This window comes from Rhodobacter capsulatus, from assembly GCF_005144475.1.
GTDB lineage: Bacteria > Pseudomonadota > Alphaproteobacteria > Rhodobacterales > Rhodobacteraceae > Rhodobacter > Rhodobacter capsulatus_C.
Window position 1 is genome coordinate 1 of the sequence record NZ_SWJZ01000088.1, and the last position, 15141, is coordinate 15141.

Sequence of the window (15141 nt, forward strand, 5' to 3'; positions counted from 1 at the left end):
AAGTCGTTGCCGCCCGTAGCGCGATCGACAGCCGGGTTGTTCCAGAGCGTCATGCCCGCCCCGCCGAGAACGGAAGCATGCGAGGAAAGCGTGCGGTCGGAATAGCCCGCGAACTTGCGGAAGGTCTGCGCGGCATTCGGGTGTTTCACCTCAAGCGCGTGCTCGGCATAGACCTCGGAGGTTGCGCCCTGACCAAAGAGGATGCGGCTGATTTCGCCGATGGTCGGGCGATTGCGCTCGATCGCCAGAAGCCCTGCCGCGACGAAAAGCTCTCGGCCCTCGGTCAGGAAATCGCCCGCCGTGCCTTTGTCGGAAACGGTCAGGAAATAGTCCGAGATCTTTGAAAGCTCGGTATAGCGTTGCTCGGGATTTTCGATGCGGGCGACGCGCTCGAGCGGGTTGTAGCGATGCGTCGGGTGTTCGAAGTCAAAAGGCGAGAAACGATAGACCTCGTCGCCTTGGGCCTTGCGGTGGCGCGAGGTCGCCTCGAATATCTCGCCCTTGACGTCGAGGATCACGCAGGAACCGTTGAAAAGGAGCGTGTTCGGGATCACATAACCTACGCCCTTGCCCGCGCGGGTCGGCGCCACCACGAGACAATGCGGAAACTTCTCGAAGGTCGCGCTGACATAGGGGGCGGATTTCCGCGGCGCCCCCAGTTTGCCGAAAACGAGGCCAGTGCCAAGCGCCTGCAAAAGACCGTTCTTGCTCATCTCCCGGCGGGTCTGGAATTTCGCCTGCCCATATTCCGTGAGCTGTTGGCGCAGCGACAGCACTGCGGCCGCAAGACCGAAGACAACGGTGGCGCTCCCGACGATTTGCCATGGGACAAGCCAAGGCGGGGTCAGCAGTCGCCCAAAGCCCGGAAATTCGCTCAAAAGCACGAAGATGCCTGTCGCATTCGGGTCACGGCCGAGGATCAGGTTCAGCACCACGCCTCCGGCGATGAGACCGACGATCAACCCCGCGAAAAGTCCGAGCGGCAGAAAAAGCAGAATGCGCGGCACGATCAGAACTCCAGTTCGCGTTCAAGCTTGCGGATCGGGGCGGGTTGGGTGTGTTCCGCTCGGTCGGTTTCCAGACGGCGCTCGGCGCGTTCGGCCTCCTGCACCGTGACGCCAAGTGCGGGATGTTCCTTCGCTGCGAAGAGGATCGCCTTGGCAGCGGCCTCGCGCGCCGAGGGCTCAGCAAAATCCTTCGCCAAGGCCTCGGTCCGGCCCTGCGCAATATCCTCGAGCACCTTCTCGCCATAGCGCGCGCGCAGATCGGCGCCAAAAGCACCTGCCTGCTCTTCCGTCCGAAACGAAACCGGTTCCTGTTGAGTCTGAAACGCCGCCATTTTATGAAGGGTGGAAAGAAGCGGATCCAACTCACGGGACGCCGCATCGGAGCGGGCGGTCTCGATTCCCCGAGCTGCCCGCTCGATAATCCGATCTGTAATGTCTGACGCGCGCTCGCGGCCCTCTTCTTTACCGAGGTCGCGTTTGTGGCGCGCTGCAATCTCCCGGACGTCGGATTGATCTGGTGCCGCCTTTTCCAAAACGTCAGTCCCGCTCCGGTCGCGTTCCGCCCTGAAAGCGGCAGAGGCTTCGGCGGCGATTTCCTTCATCTCGGCCCGCAAGTCGGTTTGCACCGCTTTGGGCAGCTGGTCGATCTGCGTGCCGACCTCCTTCACCCAGGCCGAAATCGCCTTTTCCGGGCTTTGCCAGTTTTCAGCCTGTGCCTCGCGATCCGCAACATGGCGCAGGAGGACCGGATTTTCGGCAAGATGCTTGGCCAAGGTCTGGCTGAGCGGGCTTTCATCGGGGAACCTTGCGATGACCTCGGGCTCTCCGGCGCGGCCGAAGGTCATTAGGGCGAGAGACTCGCTCGGCAGGAAGCCCTGCGATCCTTCCCCGTCCACAAACCGCCCTGTTCCGATCGTAACAGTCGCATCGGAGATATGCGACGCGACGGCTTTTCGGAACGCAGGATCCTCGACAAGTTGCTCGGCAAGTGCCCGGGTGGCGGGTGTGTCACGGTCGAAACTCACAACCAACTGGGCGTCTTCGCCGGCATAGATCGCCGCCTCAGGGCGGGCAAATTCGGGGCGGGCCTCGTGCGTGATCAAGACCCGCTTCTGGATCGACGCCGGGTCATCCGAAGTCTCTCGCGTGAGGGTTGCGTCCCGGGCGACCGCAGTTTCCACCCGCTCTTCGCCGCCCTCGTAGAATTCGAAGGCGTATTTCAACGCCTCGCGCGCAGTCTCGAAGGTGCGCGCAGAATGCGAAAGCTCCTTTTCCCCCGTTGGCAGTACCGCCTCATAGCCTGTGTGAATCCCCGCCTCTGTCCCGACGGCAACCGGGCGGAGATCTACGGACTGATCCGTGCGCGCCCATTCTCCCGACGCAAGGATCACCGGCGCGTGGGTGGGCGCCGCGTCTTCCTGCTCGGTCATCCGTCCCGCTTCGGCCAGTTGCACCGCGTTCTTCAGGGTAGGGCCGGGAGGGTCAAGGTCGGTCGCAGTGGACCAGAGATCTGCCGCTTTTTCGGGCTCGGCCCGCGCCAAGGCTTCAAGATCGGAAACAAGACGCCTGTCGCTGCGCACGGCGTTTTCCGCTTCGGGCCCATCCCAGGTTATTTTGGCAAGTCGCTCAGAAAGCGAAGCTTCCATCGCGTTGAAGTATCCCGTCCGGAACGCCCCGTCAGAGGCGTGCGAGTCGGGAAGGGATTTTCCGAACGTCTCCTCAGCCCCCGGTTCTCGGATCACATGCGTGGCGGCCATCCGCCGCGCCTTGCCGTCTTCCAAATGCAGAACGTAGGGGCGCTCGGCCGGGTCAGCGCGGAAAAAGGCCGCGCCAGCCTCAACCGGGTCGGTGAATTTCTGCTCAGCCCCGCTCATTGTCAGGTGCAGCGCGTAGTTTTCTTTCGGCCGGGAACCGGCGGGGGCGAGATCGTCGTCCATGATCACCTTCGGGCAAAGTTGCGGGGGGAGGGGGCGCGCAAGGGGCATCCCCCTCAGTCGTCGAGCCCGGGGAAGTACATTTCCATGATGCCGCGCCGCTCGCCGTCGCGGCCCATCTGCAAGATCACGTCGATCGAGCTTTGCAGATAGCGGATCACCTCGGCAAACCCGAGCCGGGTGCCCTGCGCCATCACCAGAAGTGCGAGCCGGTCCATCGCCTTGCGGGCGGAATGCGCATGCAGCGTCGTGAACGAGCCCGAATGGCCGGTGTTGATCGCATCGAGGAATGTGGCCGCCTCAGATCCGCGCAACTCGCCAAGGATGATCCGATCGGGCCTCAACCGCAGCGTCGCCTGCAAGAGCTTGTCGGCCGAGCGTGCCGAGCCGTCATCACGCTGCGCGATCAGGCTCACCGCATTTGGCTGTACGGGCAACAACTCGAGCGAATCCTCGATGGTCACGATGCGCTCGTTCTCGGGGACGAGTGACAGCAGACGGCGACCGAGTTCAGTCTTGCCCGTGGACGTGCCGCCCGAGACGATGATGTTGAGCCGTTCCGTGACCAGCCGCTTGAGAAACGCATCCACATCGGTGGCCGTTGCATCGCGCCGGATCGCGGTCACCATCTCGCGGCGTTCCTCCTCGAGCGAGGTGACTTGCGCGCGCAGGAATTCAAACCAGCGGGGCGGACGTCTGCCCTCGGCATCACGCGCCCGAAACACCCGGATGCCGATCACCGTGCCCCCCGAGACCGCAGGGGAACCGACAATCTGGCAGCGCAGCATCAAGTGGCGATAGCGCACCGCGGCAGAAACCAGCGGCAGGGCCTCGGTGAAGGTGTTTGAAGTGGAGTTTGAGATCTGCGCCGCAAGATCGCGCACTTGGCGCGGCGGCAGGGGAGGCAGGCCCGCCTTGACCATATGCATGGTGCCCGAGCGCTCGACCCAGATTTCGCCATCGGCGTTGATCGCGATTTCCATCACACCCGGGTCAGAGAGGGCCGGATCAAGCTGCCCCAGATAGGTATCAAGATAGCTCATCAGAAAAACTCGAGATCAGTATCGACACGCACCATCACCACCGCGCCTTGATCGACGCTGATCGTCGAGGGGATGTTGAGGTAGTCGGTCATCGCGTCGCCAACGGCATTGCCAAGATCGGTGCCGACATCCTTTGCCGTGTCCGAGGTGACCTCGTTCGAGGCGTATTTCGCAGCCGCAATCGCCGGAACCGCGCCGATGACCGATATCAGCGCGGCGGAGCCAAACCGCTGCAGGAAATGGGTGCGGACCTGCCCGGGCAAACCCGACCGGCCAACCCGGTCGGTGCCATAGGCGGCGAGGGAAACGGTCTGCCCGTCGGTGGTCACCAACCGGTCCCAGGCAATCAGCACACGTCTTTGTCCTGGCGAGATGTCGGAGTCGTATCGGCCAAAGAGCTTCGATCCGCGCGGCACCAAGACCCGCGACATGTCGAAAGACCACACGTCCTGACTGACGACAGCAGAGACGTTGCCCGCAAGATCGGTGTTGATCGCCGTTTCTAGCGCCGCCTCGATCAGGGTGCCCTGCATGATCGTATGCGCGGGATTGTCGATCACTTCAGATTGGGTGACGGCTGAGGCCTTGGCCCCCGCGCGCCGAAATGCATCTGCACCCGTTGCTGCCGCAGCCCCAGCCGTTGCGGCATCACTGCCAGTTCCGCCAGTGGAGTCGTTGCGCAAGGCGACCATATCGGAGTTGACCTGCGCATCGCTGAGGGCCTTGGCCTCCTGCCGTCGCCGCGCGAGCTCCTCTTCCCGGGCGCGAGCCGCTTCGGCCTGCCCGTCACCCTGCACCAGCTTCTCGGTGTCCAGTTCGGTCTGGAGCCGGATGTTTTCCCGCTCGAGGTCAGCGCGTGCTGCCTCTTCCTTGCGGGCGTCTTCTTCCAGTTGCGCAATCTTTGTGTTCAGCTCCTGCAACGCCGCAGGGTCGGTAACCGTGACCGGATTGGCTTTCAGGGCGGCGATCTGGGCCTGCAATCCCGCGAGTTCCGATTTGAGGCGGTCTTCCTCACTGTGATCGGGCTTGATCGTCAGATCGGGTTTGGGGCGCGCGATGGTGAAGCCATCCGTCCCGGCCCCGTCATCCTGAAAATCGCTCACCGATGCGGTTGCGATCGGCGGAGTCGGAGCGGGAGCTTCTGGCGCGGAAAGTGCCAACCAAACCCCGGCGCCGAGCCCCGTCACGGCGGTGACCGCCGACAGCGCATAGGGGTTCACCCCGCGCCGCTTCGGCTTTGGACCTTGCGGCTGCATCCTGGCAAGGCGCTCGGCGAGCTTTTCACTCTCGGGAAGATCGGTCATCGCTGCGCCCCCGTTTCGGCGGCGACGCAGACATAATCCGCGCCATAACGCAGGACCCAACGTTCGGAGCGGGTGCTGACGGTGATCACCGTGCCCGAGACAGCCGAATTGACCGCATATTCCTGACCGCGCTCATCGGCGCGGAAGATCGTCGGCATGGGCGCGCCGGCGGGGATCTTGAAAGACGTCTTGCGGCCATCATCGGAAACCGCGATCGGTGCAAAACCGGGCAGGCGTCCCGCATGTTTCATCACCCGATATCGCATGGGCGGCTCCGCCGGGATTTCGGCAGTGGTCCGCGCCCCCGCCCCAGTCCCTGGCACGGTGAACTTCACCGAATATTGAGCCGTTCCGCGCGAGCTCTCGGTCACGCGCAGGAAGTAGATGTTGCGTTGCGTCTCGATCGTGAGGTTCGTCGAGGCCCCGGCGATGACGGGCTTGATGATGAAAAGGTTCTGCCGTTCGAGCTTGTCGATCTTGAAGCTTTCGAGATCGCCGATGGCAATCGACTGGATCCGCTCGCCATCGGCCAGTTCGACCAGCGTCACCGTGCGCAACCGGGTGGTGACGGTGTAAACCTGCCCCTCCTGATAAGTCGCATAGGTCACGCGGTGATCGCGGCTGCCCGCGCGCGGGGCGGTTTCGGCAAGGACGGGCAGGGCGGTCACCCCGGCGAGGATGGCGGCAAGTGCAAACGGCGCAAACTTCATCTTCAGCCCTCCTGAGGCTGCAGGGATTCCGCGGTCAGGCGGTAATCGGTCACGAGAAACCCGGTTGGGTTTTGCCAGACGAGATCGAGCGCGCTTTCCTTGCTCGGCTCGAAGCGGAAGGTGACGGTGGCGGTGAATTTGCCCTCGCGGTCGGGCACGCCTTCACCGTCGCTCACCCAGGTCTTTGTGAAACGAACCTGCGAGGTGGTTTCGGTGACCGGCGTGATCGAGAGGATCCGCACCATGACCCGTGAATTTTCCCCATAAATCTTCGGCGGGTAGTTCGGGTGGCCTTCGGTCCAGAGGCTCTTGAGCGATGTTTTCGCCTCGCCCTCGCTCCAGGTGTAGGCGCGCAGGATCCGGGTTTCGTTGTCGTGCTGATCGTAGGTCTCGCGGTCCGTCACATAGGCGTAAAGCAGGCTCTGCCGGATCGCTTCGGCCTGCTCCATCCCGGCCTTCTCGACCGAGACGACGCGCTCTGCCACGCCGGTGTCCTTGTCGACGATGGCGAGATAGGCTTCGGTCTCCTTGAGCGGCAAAAGCACCGTGACCGCGATCATGCCCATGAGGCCGATGGCCAAGCCGCCGCCCGCGATGCCATAGGCGATCCGCTCGCGCTTGCGCACGCCAAAGAACATCTCGCCTTCGAGAAAACTTCTCAATTCAGGTGGTGAACCTGTCATCGTCTACTCCAATGATCTCGGGGGAACGCGGGACGGTGTGGTGGCGTCAGCCGCCGCGGATGAATTGGCTGAGCCTGAGCCGAACTGCGTGGCCGCGTTCGGCATCCGACCGGGCCTGATCACGCAAATGGTGATGTTCCATCTTTCCGGTCAGGAAACCCGATTGGAACTGTCCCATCCGGCGCGCGGCATAATCCGAGGTTTTCTCGAGCGGTTTGCCCGCAACGCGCAGGGCTTGTGGCGCGATCGAGGCGAGATTGATCTGCCCGGTGATGTGCGAAACCGCCATCGGGATGGCGAGCAAGGCGAAGATCCCGACAAAGACGATCACGAAGAAGCCGAGGATCGCACCGAGGTCAGTTACGTCCTCTGGGTTCTTGAATACATCTCGCGCGACGGTGACGACGGCCACGATGACCCCTGCCGAGGCAACGGGGTACATCAGATAGCCGATCATCGCCGAGAGCCAGGCCTCGAACATGCCCTTGGTCTTCTCGAAAATCGTCGCCGAGATGGAGAGTGGGGCAACACCCAGCAGGAAGGCGATCATCAGCTTCGCAAAACCGACGATGAAGACGTAGACCGCCATCAGCAGGCCAAGAACGAGATAGAGAAAAGCGGCCACGAAACCGCGCATGATCGAGGACATCGCCGAAGAAACGCTGTCGACGTTGCCGGCCATCATGTTGGCCATGTCGTCCATCGCGGCAGTTGCCGAGGCCCCGACACCGGTCCCGCCCTCTTTGAAGAAGGCGAGCGCCAGATCACCAAGACCATTGCTCGCTGCGTCATAGATCTGGCTGAAGTTGAGCCATGAAAGCCCGAACATCATCACCAGCACGATCCGAACGGCGAGTTGCATCGCATCTCGCATCGCGATCCGATAGACGTTCAGTGCCATATTGATACCGATGAGAACCAGAAGCAGCGTCAAAAGGGTCGTGAAGACGGGGGCTACGGCCACTGCTGTCAACTCGAAATACTGCTTGCCCGCGGTGCTGATCGCGCCGTCGAGCTTTGCCAGTATGGTCGAGACGCTGTCCATCAAAAGCGCCCGCCGCACATAGCTTCCGCGACCGCAACGAGTTTTCGAGCTTCATCCGAAACCTGCGCGGTGTCTTGCCAGCTAAGCATCTCCACCCGCTTCTCTTTTCGGAGCTTCAAAGCGAGGTCATCGACCTCCGACCACGAAGCGACCTTGCCAGAGCACGAACAATCCCGCGTTTCGATGACTTTCCTGGCACGCACAAAGCTATATATGTCGCGCAGCGCCCGCGCTTCCGGCCCGGATTGCGCGAGCGCGTATTCCGCAGGCCAGCTCGACCGGCAATTGCGAAACTCTTCGTTCACCGCACCCGGGATCGGCTGCACATCCGCGGGCACGGCGACCTTGGGCAGGACATCGAGGAAAGCCTCTTCCCCCTCCATCCCGAGTCCGACTGGCGTTTCCGCCGCGGCCGCACCTATGATCGCCCATATCAGCGCCGCTGCCGTCGCACCTTTCGCCGCACCACCCTTCATGCCTGCGCCCCACATGCTCATTTTTCCCCCAAAACCTTGATGAATTTCTGCTCTTCGGCGGCGGTCGCGGCATCCATCACGCCGGCCTCGCCCATGCCCATCAGCTGGGCCGACTCCATGTTCCAGATATTGGCGAGCGCGATCGAAAGCTCAGCCGTCACCCGCGTGTTGAGATCAACCGCTTCCTTGAGGCCTTTCGTGTCCGGGATCGCTTGGACGAGTTCATTCACCCGGCCCAGACTTTCCGAGGCTTTCACCGAGGAGGATTCCGCCGCCGCAGAGAGGAACGCTGCCGTATTCGCCTGCGAGCCGATCCGCGCGGCGCTCGGGTTCTCGCTGCTCGAGAGGGTGTCGACGGTCTTCACGTCGAGCCCGACGGAGGTGAAAAACTCCGACACATATTCCGCCGCAGGCTTGTCGCCCACTTTGCCCGAGGTGGTGATCAGGGAATAGCTGCCGCTCCTGGCCGACTGCAGCCCGCCGGTCAGATCGTTTACATCGGGCAGGATATTGTCGAAGAAGGTGTTCGGGTCCGGGATGCCAAGCGCCTGAAGGGTCAGCCCGTGCCGCAGCGCCTCGATCTGATCCTTGAGGAGCAGGATCTGTTGAGCCTGCTTGAGGATCTGATCATCCAGCTTCAGGTTCGAGGCGATCAATTCCTTGACCTGCAATTTTGCCTCGGTCAGCACCTCGCCAACCTTGGCAATCGCAGAAAGGTCGATCGTCGGCACGCCCTGCGCCGAAACCGCGAGCGGGGCGAAGGACAGACCGGACACCGCGCATGCAGTGATCAGGAAACGCAGATAGCGGGCTTTCATTCCATCCCTCCCTTGACCTTGATGAATGTAGCGTCCTCGGCATAGGCCTGCAGGAAGAGCGCATAGCGCGCCTGATCCACTCGAACGCGCGCGGCTTTCACCCGGGCCACCATGACGGCGATGCGCATCGCCTCGGCCCGGGCATAGGTGTTGAGGCCCATCGCCTCTTCCGCGCTCTTCGTTTTCGGAATTTGCTCGATGATCGCGCGCAGACGGGTCAGCGAGGCGGCGATCTCGTTTGTCGCTTCCATGCCGTAATGCATCCCGGCATCGGCAACATTGCTGCTTTCCGCGATCGCCATGTCGCGCGGATCGAGCGTCCCGATCTGATCGATCCCGCCGATCTTCGCCGCATAGCCGTTGAAGAAGCTGGTGATGCGCAGCACGTAATTCTGCGTTTCCTTGAAGGGCGGCACTCCCCCGTATTTGAGGACATTGCCGGGACCCGCATTATAAGCCGCAAGCGCCATCGGCACCGAACCGAAGCGGTTGAGCTGGGCAAGAAAGTACCGCGCCCCGCCATCGAGTTGCAGCCGCGGGTCATCATAGTAACCCGGGTAGATGCCGAGCCCCTTCGCGGTGTCGGGCATGACCTGAGTAAGCCCGAACGCCCCAACCGGGCTGCGCGCACTGATCGAGAACCCGGACTCCTGCTTGACCAAGGACTGAAACCAGATCCGGAACTCGGTCGGGTTCAGACCCGCCTTCGAAAGCCCGGGATGGCCCGCATATTTGCGCGCCGTCTCCACGATCATCTCCTCGATGCTCGATTTCGCATCGCCAAAAAGCCGGGCCGCGTAGGGGTTGCTGTCATCCACCGAATAGACAGCGGTTGCCTCGGCCCCGGGCAGTGACTCGAGACCCGCGACAGGCATCGGGGAGCCCGAGAGGAGGGCAAGCGTCTGATCGAGTGCCGCGAGCTGTTCCTTGTGCAAGTCATCGATCTTGCTGTTCTTCGCCGTCTCCAGCTGACGCGCCTCACTCAGCGCCGTCATCTGCGAGACCTCGAGGCCATGCTGGATCGCGGCTTTGCCATCGACCGTCGGCACACCATTCGCGGCCGCCGTGCCAGCCAGCACGATCGCCGCAAGGGCAAAGCCCGAGAGGGAGGGATGCAGATCAGCGGCAGGAAGGGGCATGGCTGGCGTGGCCCAGAACCGGGCTCGATCCTTTCGATGAAACGCTTGCACTCGAGCTCGCACTTGCCCAACAATTCGTGCGGGCGACGGGCACTTCGGCGCAGGCTGCGATCATCAGTACCGCGAGTCCTGTAATCAATCTTATGTAAAATACTGATCGCATCCGATCCTCACTCTTTCCAGAACTGTGGGCGCGTGGTGTAATCCGCGCCGAAAGCGTTGATCCCGGCCTGACCGCCGCCCAAAGCCGTCAAAAGCGGCCCCAACGCCCTCAGATCGACATCGAGCACCGTCGATCCGCGCGGATTGCGCGAGAGCACGAGCCGTTGGCCCGGGATCGGGGTCAGCACGAAATCCAGCTCGCCATCAGTGAGGCGGAAGCCGTCATAGTCGGACGCCTCGGCTTCGCCGTTCGGGAAGAGAAGCTGGTTCGGCAAGGCCTCAAGGATCGAGCGTGCTTTCGAGCCACGGATCTGGCTCGGAAACTGCGTCATCATCACCACGACGACATTCTTCTTGCGCGCGGTGACCAGCCATTCGGCGAGCTTGCGCGAGAAATAGTCGTCATCGAGCACCTTCCAGGCCTCGTCGATCAGGATCAGCGTCGGGCGCTTTTCTTCGATCAGCATCTCGATGCGCCGGAAGAGATAGCCCAGAATCGCGCTGCGCTCAGTGCCAAGGTCGAGGATCTCGGTCAGATCGACCGCCGTCACATCATGGCTTTCGAAGTCCACGACCGGCTCATTCGCTTCGCCAAAGACCCAGCCGTAACGTCCGCCCGGCCCCCACTCGGCAAGCCGCTGCGCCAGATCGAGCCCATCGCCCACATCGCCGAACAACTCCTGAAAGGCGCGGAAGTTTCGAAGCCCCGCACGCGCTTTCCCGTTTTGGGTGATGGCCGATTTGATCGCTTCCGACTGCAGCGGCGTCATGGCACCGCTACGGGATTCAAGCAGGCTCACCAGCCAATCGAGCAACCAGGCCTCGCCACGCTCGCCTGCCTCGGTCGCCAGAGGGTTGAGGCCCGTCGGCCGACCCGCCCGGATCTCCGCATAGCGCCCGCCCAAGGCGTGGACGGCCATTTTAAGACCGGCCTCCTTGTCGAAAATGATCGTGCGGCCCCCGGCGCGCTGCGCCTGCGCCGCCAGAAACGCGACCGTCGTTGTCTTGCCGCCCCCGGATTTGCCCAGAACAAGTGTGTGGCCATTGGTGGGCTCCGCCTGCGGGTCGCCCGGTTCGTGAAAGCTGAACCGGTGCAGACTGCCCTGCAGGGTGGGAAACACGGTGATCGGAGTGCGCCAGGGCAGAGCCTCCGCGCCAGTTCCGGTGTCCGCCGCATGCAGCGCAGCGAGATCGGCGAAATTGATCGAGGAAACCGTCATGTCGCGGGCGCGGTAGTCCATGTTGCCCGGATGCATCGCGAACACACCGGCCTCGAGCGCGGTCACCTCTCGCACAAGCCGCATGCCGTTCTGGTGCGCAATGCCGCGAATGCGCGCCACTTCGGCTTCGAGGGCGGCCGCGTCATCGGCAAAAATGGTGATGGTCATCTGGTGAAGACCAAAGCCGAGCATTCCGCTTTCGGCCTTGTCGGCCGCCTCGAAAAGCTGCGCCTCGATCGTGGCCGCGATGTCTTCGGCCGCACGCATCTGCGCCACGCGGCGCTTGACCCGCTCGGCGATGCCCGTTCGTTCAATTGGCGTATAGCTGTGGGTGATAATCACATCCCGACTGGCGCCAAGCGCATCGAGCATCCCGGGCCAGGTCGAGGTCGGGTAGGATTTAACGAAGAGAAGTGCGCCGACACGCGGCCGCATACTGCCCTCTTCGACGGTAAACTGCCCTTTTCCGAAGTGCAGCGATGCCGCGGCCGCATCTTCGGCGAGAAGGCAGAAAGGCGCTCGGCGCAAGGGTTTCATCTCGCCCGTCAGGAGCGAGGCATAAAACCCGAGCAAGCTGCCATCGCTGATCCTGAGCCGCTTCGTGCGCACACCAAGCCCGCTCTCAAGGATCGCCGCGACCTCGCGCAGTTCCTCAAGCCTGCGCGTTGTGTCATCGCCCCAGACTTTCGAAGCCGCGCGCCGAAAGAGCGGGACCGGCAGCACCGAGGTTTGGCGGCGCACCACGGTCAAGACGAGCACGCTTTCTTGCAGGTTGCGCCGCTCCAGCTCGTCGGTCCAGACGCGATCGACATCCGCGGCGAAGCCTAGCCTGCGGATCGGTGCGACACCCGTCGTCGTCGGCCGCATGAGGCGATGCAGGTAGAAACAGAACCGCTCATCGAGCGTGTCGAAGAGATGCGCGAGCCCCGCCCGCAGCGCGAGAATGGTCGAATGCCCCGAAGTGACGCCATCGATCCCGATGATTTCGAACGACACCATCAACGCGTTCTCGCGGGTGCGCACGGTTTCGTCGTCGATCTCGATGAGATAGGGCAGATGCGCATAGACCTTCGGGTCGCCTGTGTGCAGCCCGCGCGCCCTCGGCGTCCGTTTCGTTTCGGCAAGCTCAGGAAACATGGCGTCGCTCCCGCCGCAGGAGTGCCATCGGCGTCACCTGCATCATCACCGAAAGCACATGATGACCGTTCGGATTGATCCGCGTCGCGGCGCGCGCGAGACCGTACCAGAGCGGCACCGTCAGGAACCACGTCATCACCTTGAAAAGGATGAACGGGAGCACGGCCATCCCGCCCACCGCCATGGCATAGGGCATCGGCAGCCCAAGAAACTTCGCCTGCCGTGAAAGCCCAAGGATGACCGCACTCTTCTCCATGGTCCCGATCCTCAGCTGAAGGACGAACGCAGGTTCGCGACGATCGCCGGTCCGGCGAAAACGAGGAACGCGCCGACAACCACCAGCGAGACCCAAGCCCAGCTGATCCGGTTGAATGCGGCCAGGAAGCCCGTCACCACGAATGCGATGCCAAAGAAGGCCGTCGCCAGCGTGCCGCGGAACGAGGCAAGCACACCGGTGGCCACGTTCTCAGCCTTGGTGAAGACGATATTTGCGAGCGCCGGCTCAACTTGAGAGAGAGTGACGAGGCCGGCCACAAGGGCCAGCCGGATCGCTGGGGTCATATGCATGAGATTTTCCTGAATCAAAGCTCCGCAAGAATGCGGTCATAAGCCGCCATCACCTTGACGATGTGATTGCGGGTCTCGGTGTAAGGCGGCACACCGCCATATTTGCGCACGGCCTCCGGCCCGGCGTTATAGGCCGCAAGCGCAAGCGTCAGGCTCTCGAACGAGCCGATCTGTTCAAGCAGGTAGCGCGCGCCGCCATCGAGGTTTTGCATCGGATCGGCAGGGTCGACACGCAAATATCGCGCGGTCTCGGGCATAAGCTGCGCAAGACCCTGGGCCCCTGCCCCGCTGATGGCGCGTTGAGAATAATTGCTCTCGATCTTGATCATGGCCTGAAAGAAGGCCGACCACTGCCGGGGAGTAAGCTGAAGACGCCGAAGCGCCGGATGATCTTGATAGCGCGCCGCCACCAGCCGGATCGCGGGCAAGACCGACTGCGGCGCCGCAACGCTTTTCGTGCTCATCACGGGTGCTCGGGAGGTCGGGCTCTCTTCCCTCTGCTCCGCTTTGGCAGCGCTCGGGCGGATCAATTGCCCCTTGGCGTCGTAACGCAAAACCGACGAGTCAGCGAAAGTCGCGGGGGCGAGGCCCGCCTCGCCCCCCTGCCCGGCCTCATTCCAGCGGATCACTTCCGCCCGGACGGCTGTGCATCCCGCCACGGACATCACCAGCGACAAAAGGCACGTCGAGATGATCGAGGTTGAGTTTGCCGCTGGCCATTCCGAAGAGACCGATCGGCGAGTTGATGATCCGTTCTCGCGCGGTCGCGGTGACCAGCATGAACCGATCGCCCTCTCGCGAGACCACATAAAACAGCCATTCCCCGGAAAACCGCTCCGCGGGGTCTGGCGCACTGACACACTCGATCTCAACCGTCGCTCCATCGGTGGCGGCCATCTTGCGAAAATCCCGTTCCAGCAGAACAGGCAATGTACGCCGCTTCATCTTGGCTCCCCTTGGATTGATCAGCGGGGATCGTTGTAACAAGAGTTTCTTCGTGACTCCATGATTAACGAAGCGTAAGCATGTTTCAATCGTAAAAATGACAAACACGAGTGAAAATGCCTTGTGATGCATGTTTCGACGCGACAAATGGGCCAACAAAGCGTTTCTTTCCAGCCTCTTGGGGTCAAGCCGCTGGCGTAATGTCGCAGTGGCGCGTCCCGGGTCGGAATGCGCGCGACTGTTTCCTTAGGCGCTTCACACGGTCGATCGACGTGGTGCGCGCTGCCACGCTCTTGATCCTTTGCCCCCTCTCGGCCGCTGCAGACCCCCTGCCCTGCCTGCCTCCAGATCCGCCATCGACCGCGCTTCCTGCGGCCGTATTGACGGACTATCGCGCCGAGATCTCCGCCGAGTTCGAGAGCTATTTCGCGCAGGTCGGCCCTTACATCGCTTGCCTCGACGCCGAGCGAAGCCGCAGCCTCGACGAGGCTCGGTTGGCAACCCAGAGCTACGCGGCCTTTCTCGACACCAACCCCGCATCGGAGCACTTTCAATGAACCTTTTTCGCCCGGCCCTTTCACTCGGCCTTGCTCTGGCGTTCTTCGTCCCCGCCCCCGCAAGCGCCTATCAGATCGACTGCGCGATCCTTCTCTGCCTTGCTGGCGGTTTTCCTCCGAGCGTACCCTGTACTCGGGCCCGGGCAGAAATGATCCGACGCATCACCCCCTGGCCCATCGAGCCTCCGCTGCAGATCTGGCGTTGTCCGATGCATGCGGCCTTCGACCTGCCTGCCACTCAACGTCCGGTCGCGCACCTTTATCAGATTGCGGCGACCGCAGCACAGGCGCCTCGCGCCCCTGCCCTACCGCCGAGCGAGGCAAAGCTCGTCGATCAGCTGGTGCAGGTTGCGACCGGCGAATACTCCGATGGAAACCAAACCGCAGATGCCGA

The 15141-nt window shown here is 62.6% G+C and carries 16 protein-coding genes and 1 pseudogene; 2 read left to right on the forward strand and 15 right to left on the reverse strand.

What is annotated here, in order from left to right:
* The 15 genes from FBT96_RS16995 to FBT96_RS17065 all read right to left on the reverse strand — a co-directional run.
* On the reverse strand, positions 1-1007 hold a 1007-nt coding region (locus FBT96_RS16995), incomplete at its 3' end, for a type IV secretory system conjugative DNA transfer family protein (protein WP_169583547.1).
* A 2-nt stretch (positions 1008-1009) separates the two neighbouring features.
* Positions 1010-2944, reverse strand: a complete 1935-nt coding sequence (locus tag FBT96_RS17000; RefSeq protein ID WP_136908726.1) for a hypothetical protein — start codon at positions 2942-2944, stop codon at positions 1010-1012.
* Positions 2945-2997: 53 nt separating this feature from the next.
* Complete coding sequence (locus FBT96_RS17005) at positions 2998-3984, reverse strand: ATPase, T2SS/T4P/T4SS family (protein WP_136908728.1); 987 nt, start codon at positions 3982-3984, stop codon at positions 2998-3000.
* The gene (locus tag FBT96_RS17010) at positions 3984-5288 is read right to left on the reverse strand and encodes a TrbI/VirB10 family protein (protein ID WP_136908730.1); all 1305 of its coding nucleotides are present in this window, start codon (positions 5286-5288) and stop codon (positions 3984-3986) included. Before FBT96_RS17010 ends, FBT96_RS17005 begins: the two co-directional genes overlap by 1 nt.
* Entirely contained in the window at positions 5285-5998 is a 714-nt protein-coding gene (locus FBT96_RS17015) for a TrbG/VirB9 family P-type conjugative transfer protein (protein ID WP_136908732.1), read from the reverse strand. The genes FBT96_RS17010 and FBT96_RS17015 overlap by 4 nt, the downstream gene beginning before the upstream one ends.
* A gap of 2 nt (positions 5999-6000) precedes the next feature.
* Positions 6001-6681, reverse strand: a complete 681-nt coding sequence (locus tag FBT96_RS17020; protein WP_136908735.1) for a virB8 family protein — start codon at positions 6679-6681, stop codon at positions 6001-6003.
* A 46-nt stretch (positions 6682-6727) separates the two neighbouring features.
* The gene (locus FBT96_RS17025; RefSeq protein ID WP_136908737.1) at positions 6728-7726 is read right to left on the reverse strand and encodes a type IV secretion system protein; all 999 of its coding nucleotides are present in this window, start codon (positions 7724-7726) and stop codon (positions 6728-6730) included.
* Complete coding sequence (locus FBT96_RS17030) at positions 7726-8223, reverse strand: hypothetical protein (protein WP_136908738.1); 498 nt, start codon at positions 8221-8223, stop codon at positions 7726-7728. The genes FBT96_RS17025 and FBT96_RS17030 overlap by 1 nt, the downstream gene beginning before the upstream one ends.
* Complete coding sequence (locus FBT96_RS17035) at positions 8220-9020, reverse strand: type IV secretion system protein (RefSeq protein ID WP_136908740.1); 801 nt, start codon at positions 9018-9020, stop codon at positions 8220-8222. Before FBT96_RS17035 ends, FBT96_RS17030 begins: the two co-directional genes overlap by 4 nt.
* Positions 9017-10159 (reverse strand): lytic transglycosylase domain-containing protein, encoded by a 1143-nt coding sequence (locus FBT96_RS17040; protein WP_136908743.1) that lies wholly within the window; start codon positions 10157-10159, stop codon positions 9017-9019. The genes FBT96_RS17035 and FBT96_RS17040 overlap by 4 nt, the downstream gene beginning before the upstream one ends.
* A 170-nt stretch (positions 10160-10329) precedes the next feature.
* Entirely contained in the window at positions 10330-12678 is a 2349-nt protein-coding gene (locus FBT96_RS17045; protein WP_136908745.1) for a VirB4 family type IV secretion/conjugal transfer ATPase, read from the reverse strand.
* A complete protein-coding gene (locus FBT96_RS17050) occupies positions 12668-12934 on the reverse strand; it encodes a VirB3 family type IV secretion system protein (RefSeq protein ID WP_071167408.1) in 267 nt (88 codons plus the stop codon). The genes FBT96_RS17045 and FBT96_RS17050 overlap by 11 nt, the downstream gene beginning before the upstream one ends.
* 11 nt (positions 12935-12945) lie before the next feature.
* Positions 12946-13245, reverse strand: coding sequence for a TrbC/VirB2 family protein (locus FBT96_RS17055; protein ID WP_136908747.1), 300 nt, complete (start codon positions 13243-13245; stop codon positions 12946-12948).
* 14 nt (positions 13246-13259) lie between these two features.
* Positions 13260-13874: a lytic transglycosylase domain-containing protein gene (locus FBT96_RS17060; RefSeq protein ID WP_249306544.1), complete on the reverse strand. Its 615-nt coding sequence runs from the start codon at positions 13872-13874 to the stop codon at positions 13260-13262.
* Positions 13858-14346, reverse strand: a complete 489-nt coding sequence (locus tag FBT96_RS17065) for a hypothetical protein (RefSeq protein ID WP_169583549.1) — start codon at positions 14344-14346, stop codon at positions 13858-13860. The genes FBT96_RS17060 and FBT96_RS17065 overlap by 17 nt, the downstream gene beginning before the upstream one ends.
* Positions 14347-14570: 224 nt before the next feature.
* On the opposite strand from FBT96_RS17065, the gene FBT96_RS20840 reads away from it, so the two are divergent.
* Together FBT96_RS20840 and FBT96_RS21355 are read left to right on the forward strand one after the other, a co-directional pair.
* On the forward strand, positions 14571-14747 hold the full coding sequence (locus FBT96_RS20840; protein ID WP_169583551.1) for a hypothetical protein: 177 nt from the start codon (positions 14571-14573) through the stop codon (positions 14745-14747).
* A pseudogene (locus tag FBT96_RS21355) lies at positions 14744-15141 on the forward strand (hypothetical protein); the annotation flags it as partial. The gene FBT96_RS20840 and the pseudogene FBT96_RS21355, both read left to right, overlap by 4 nt.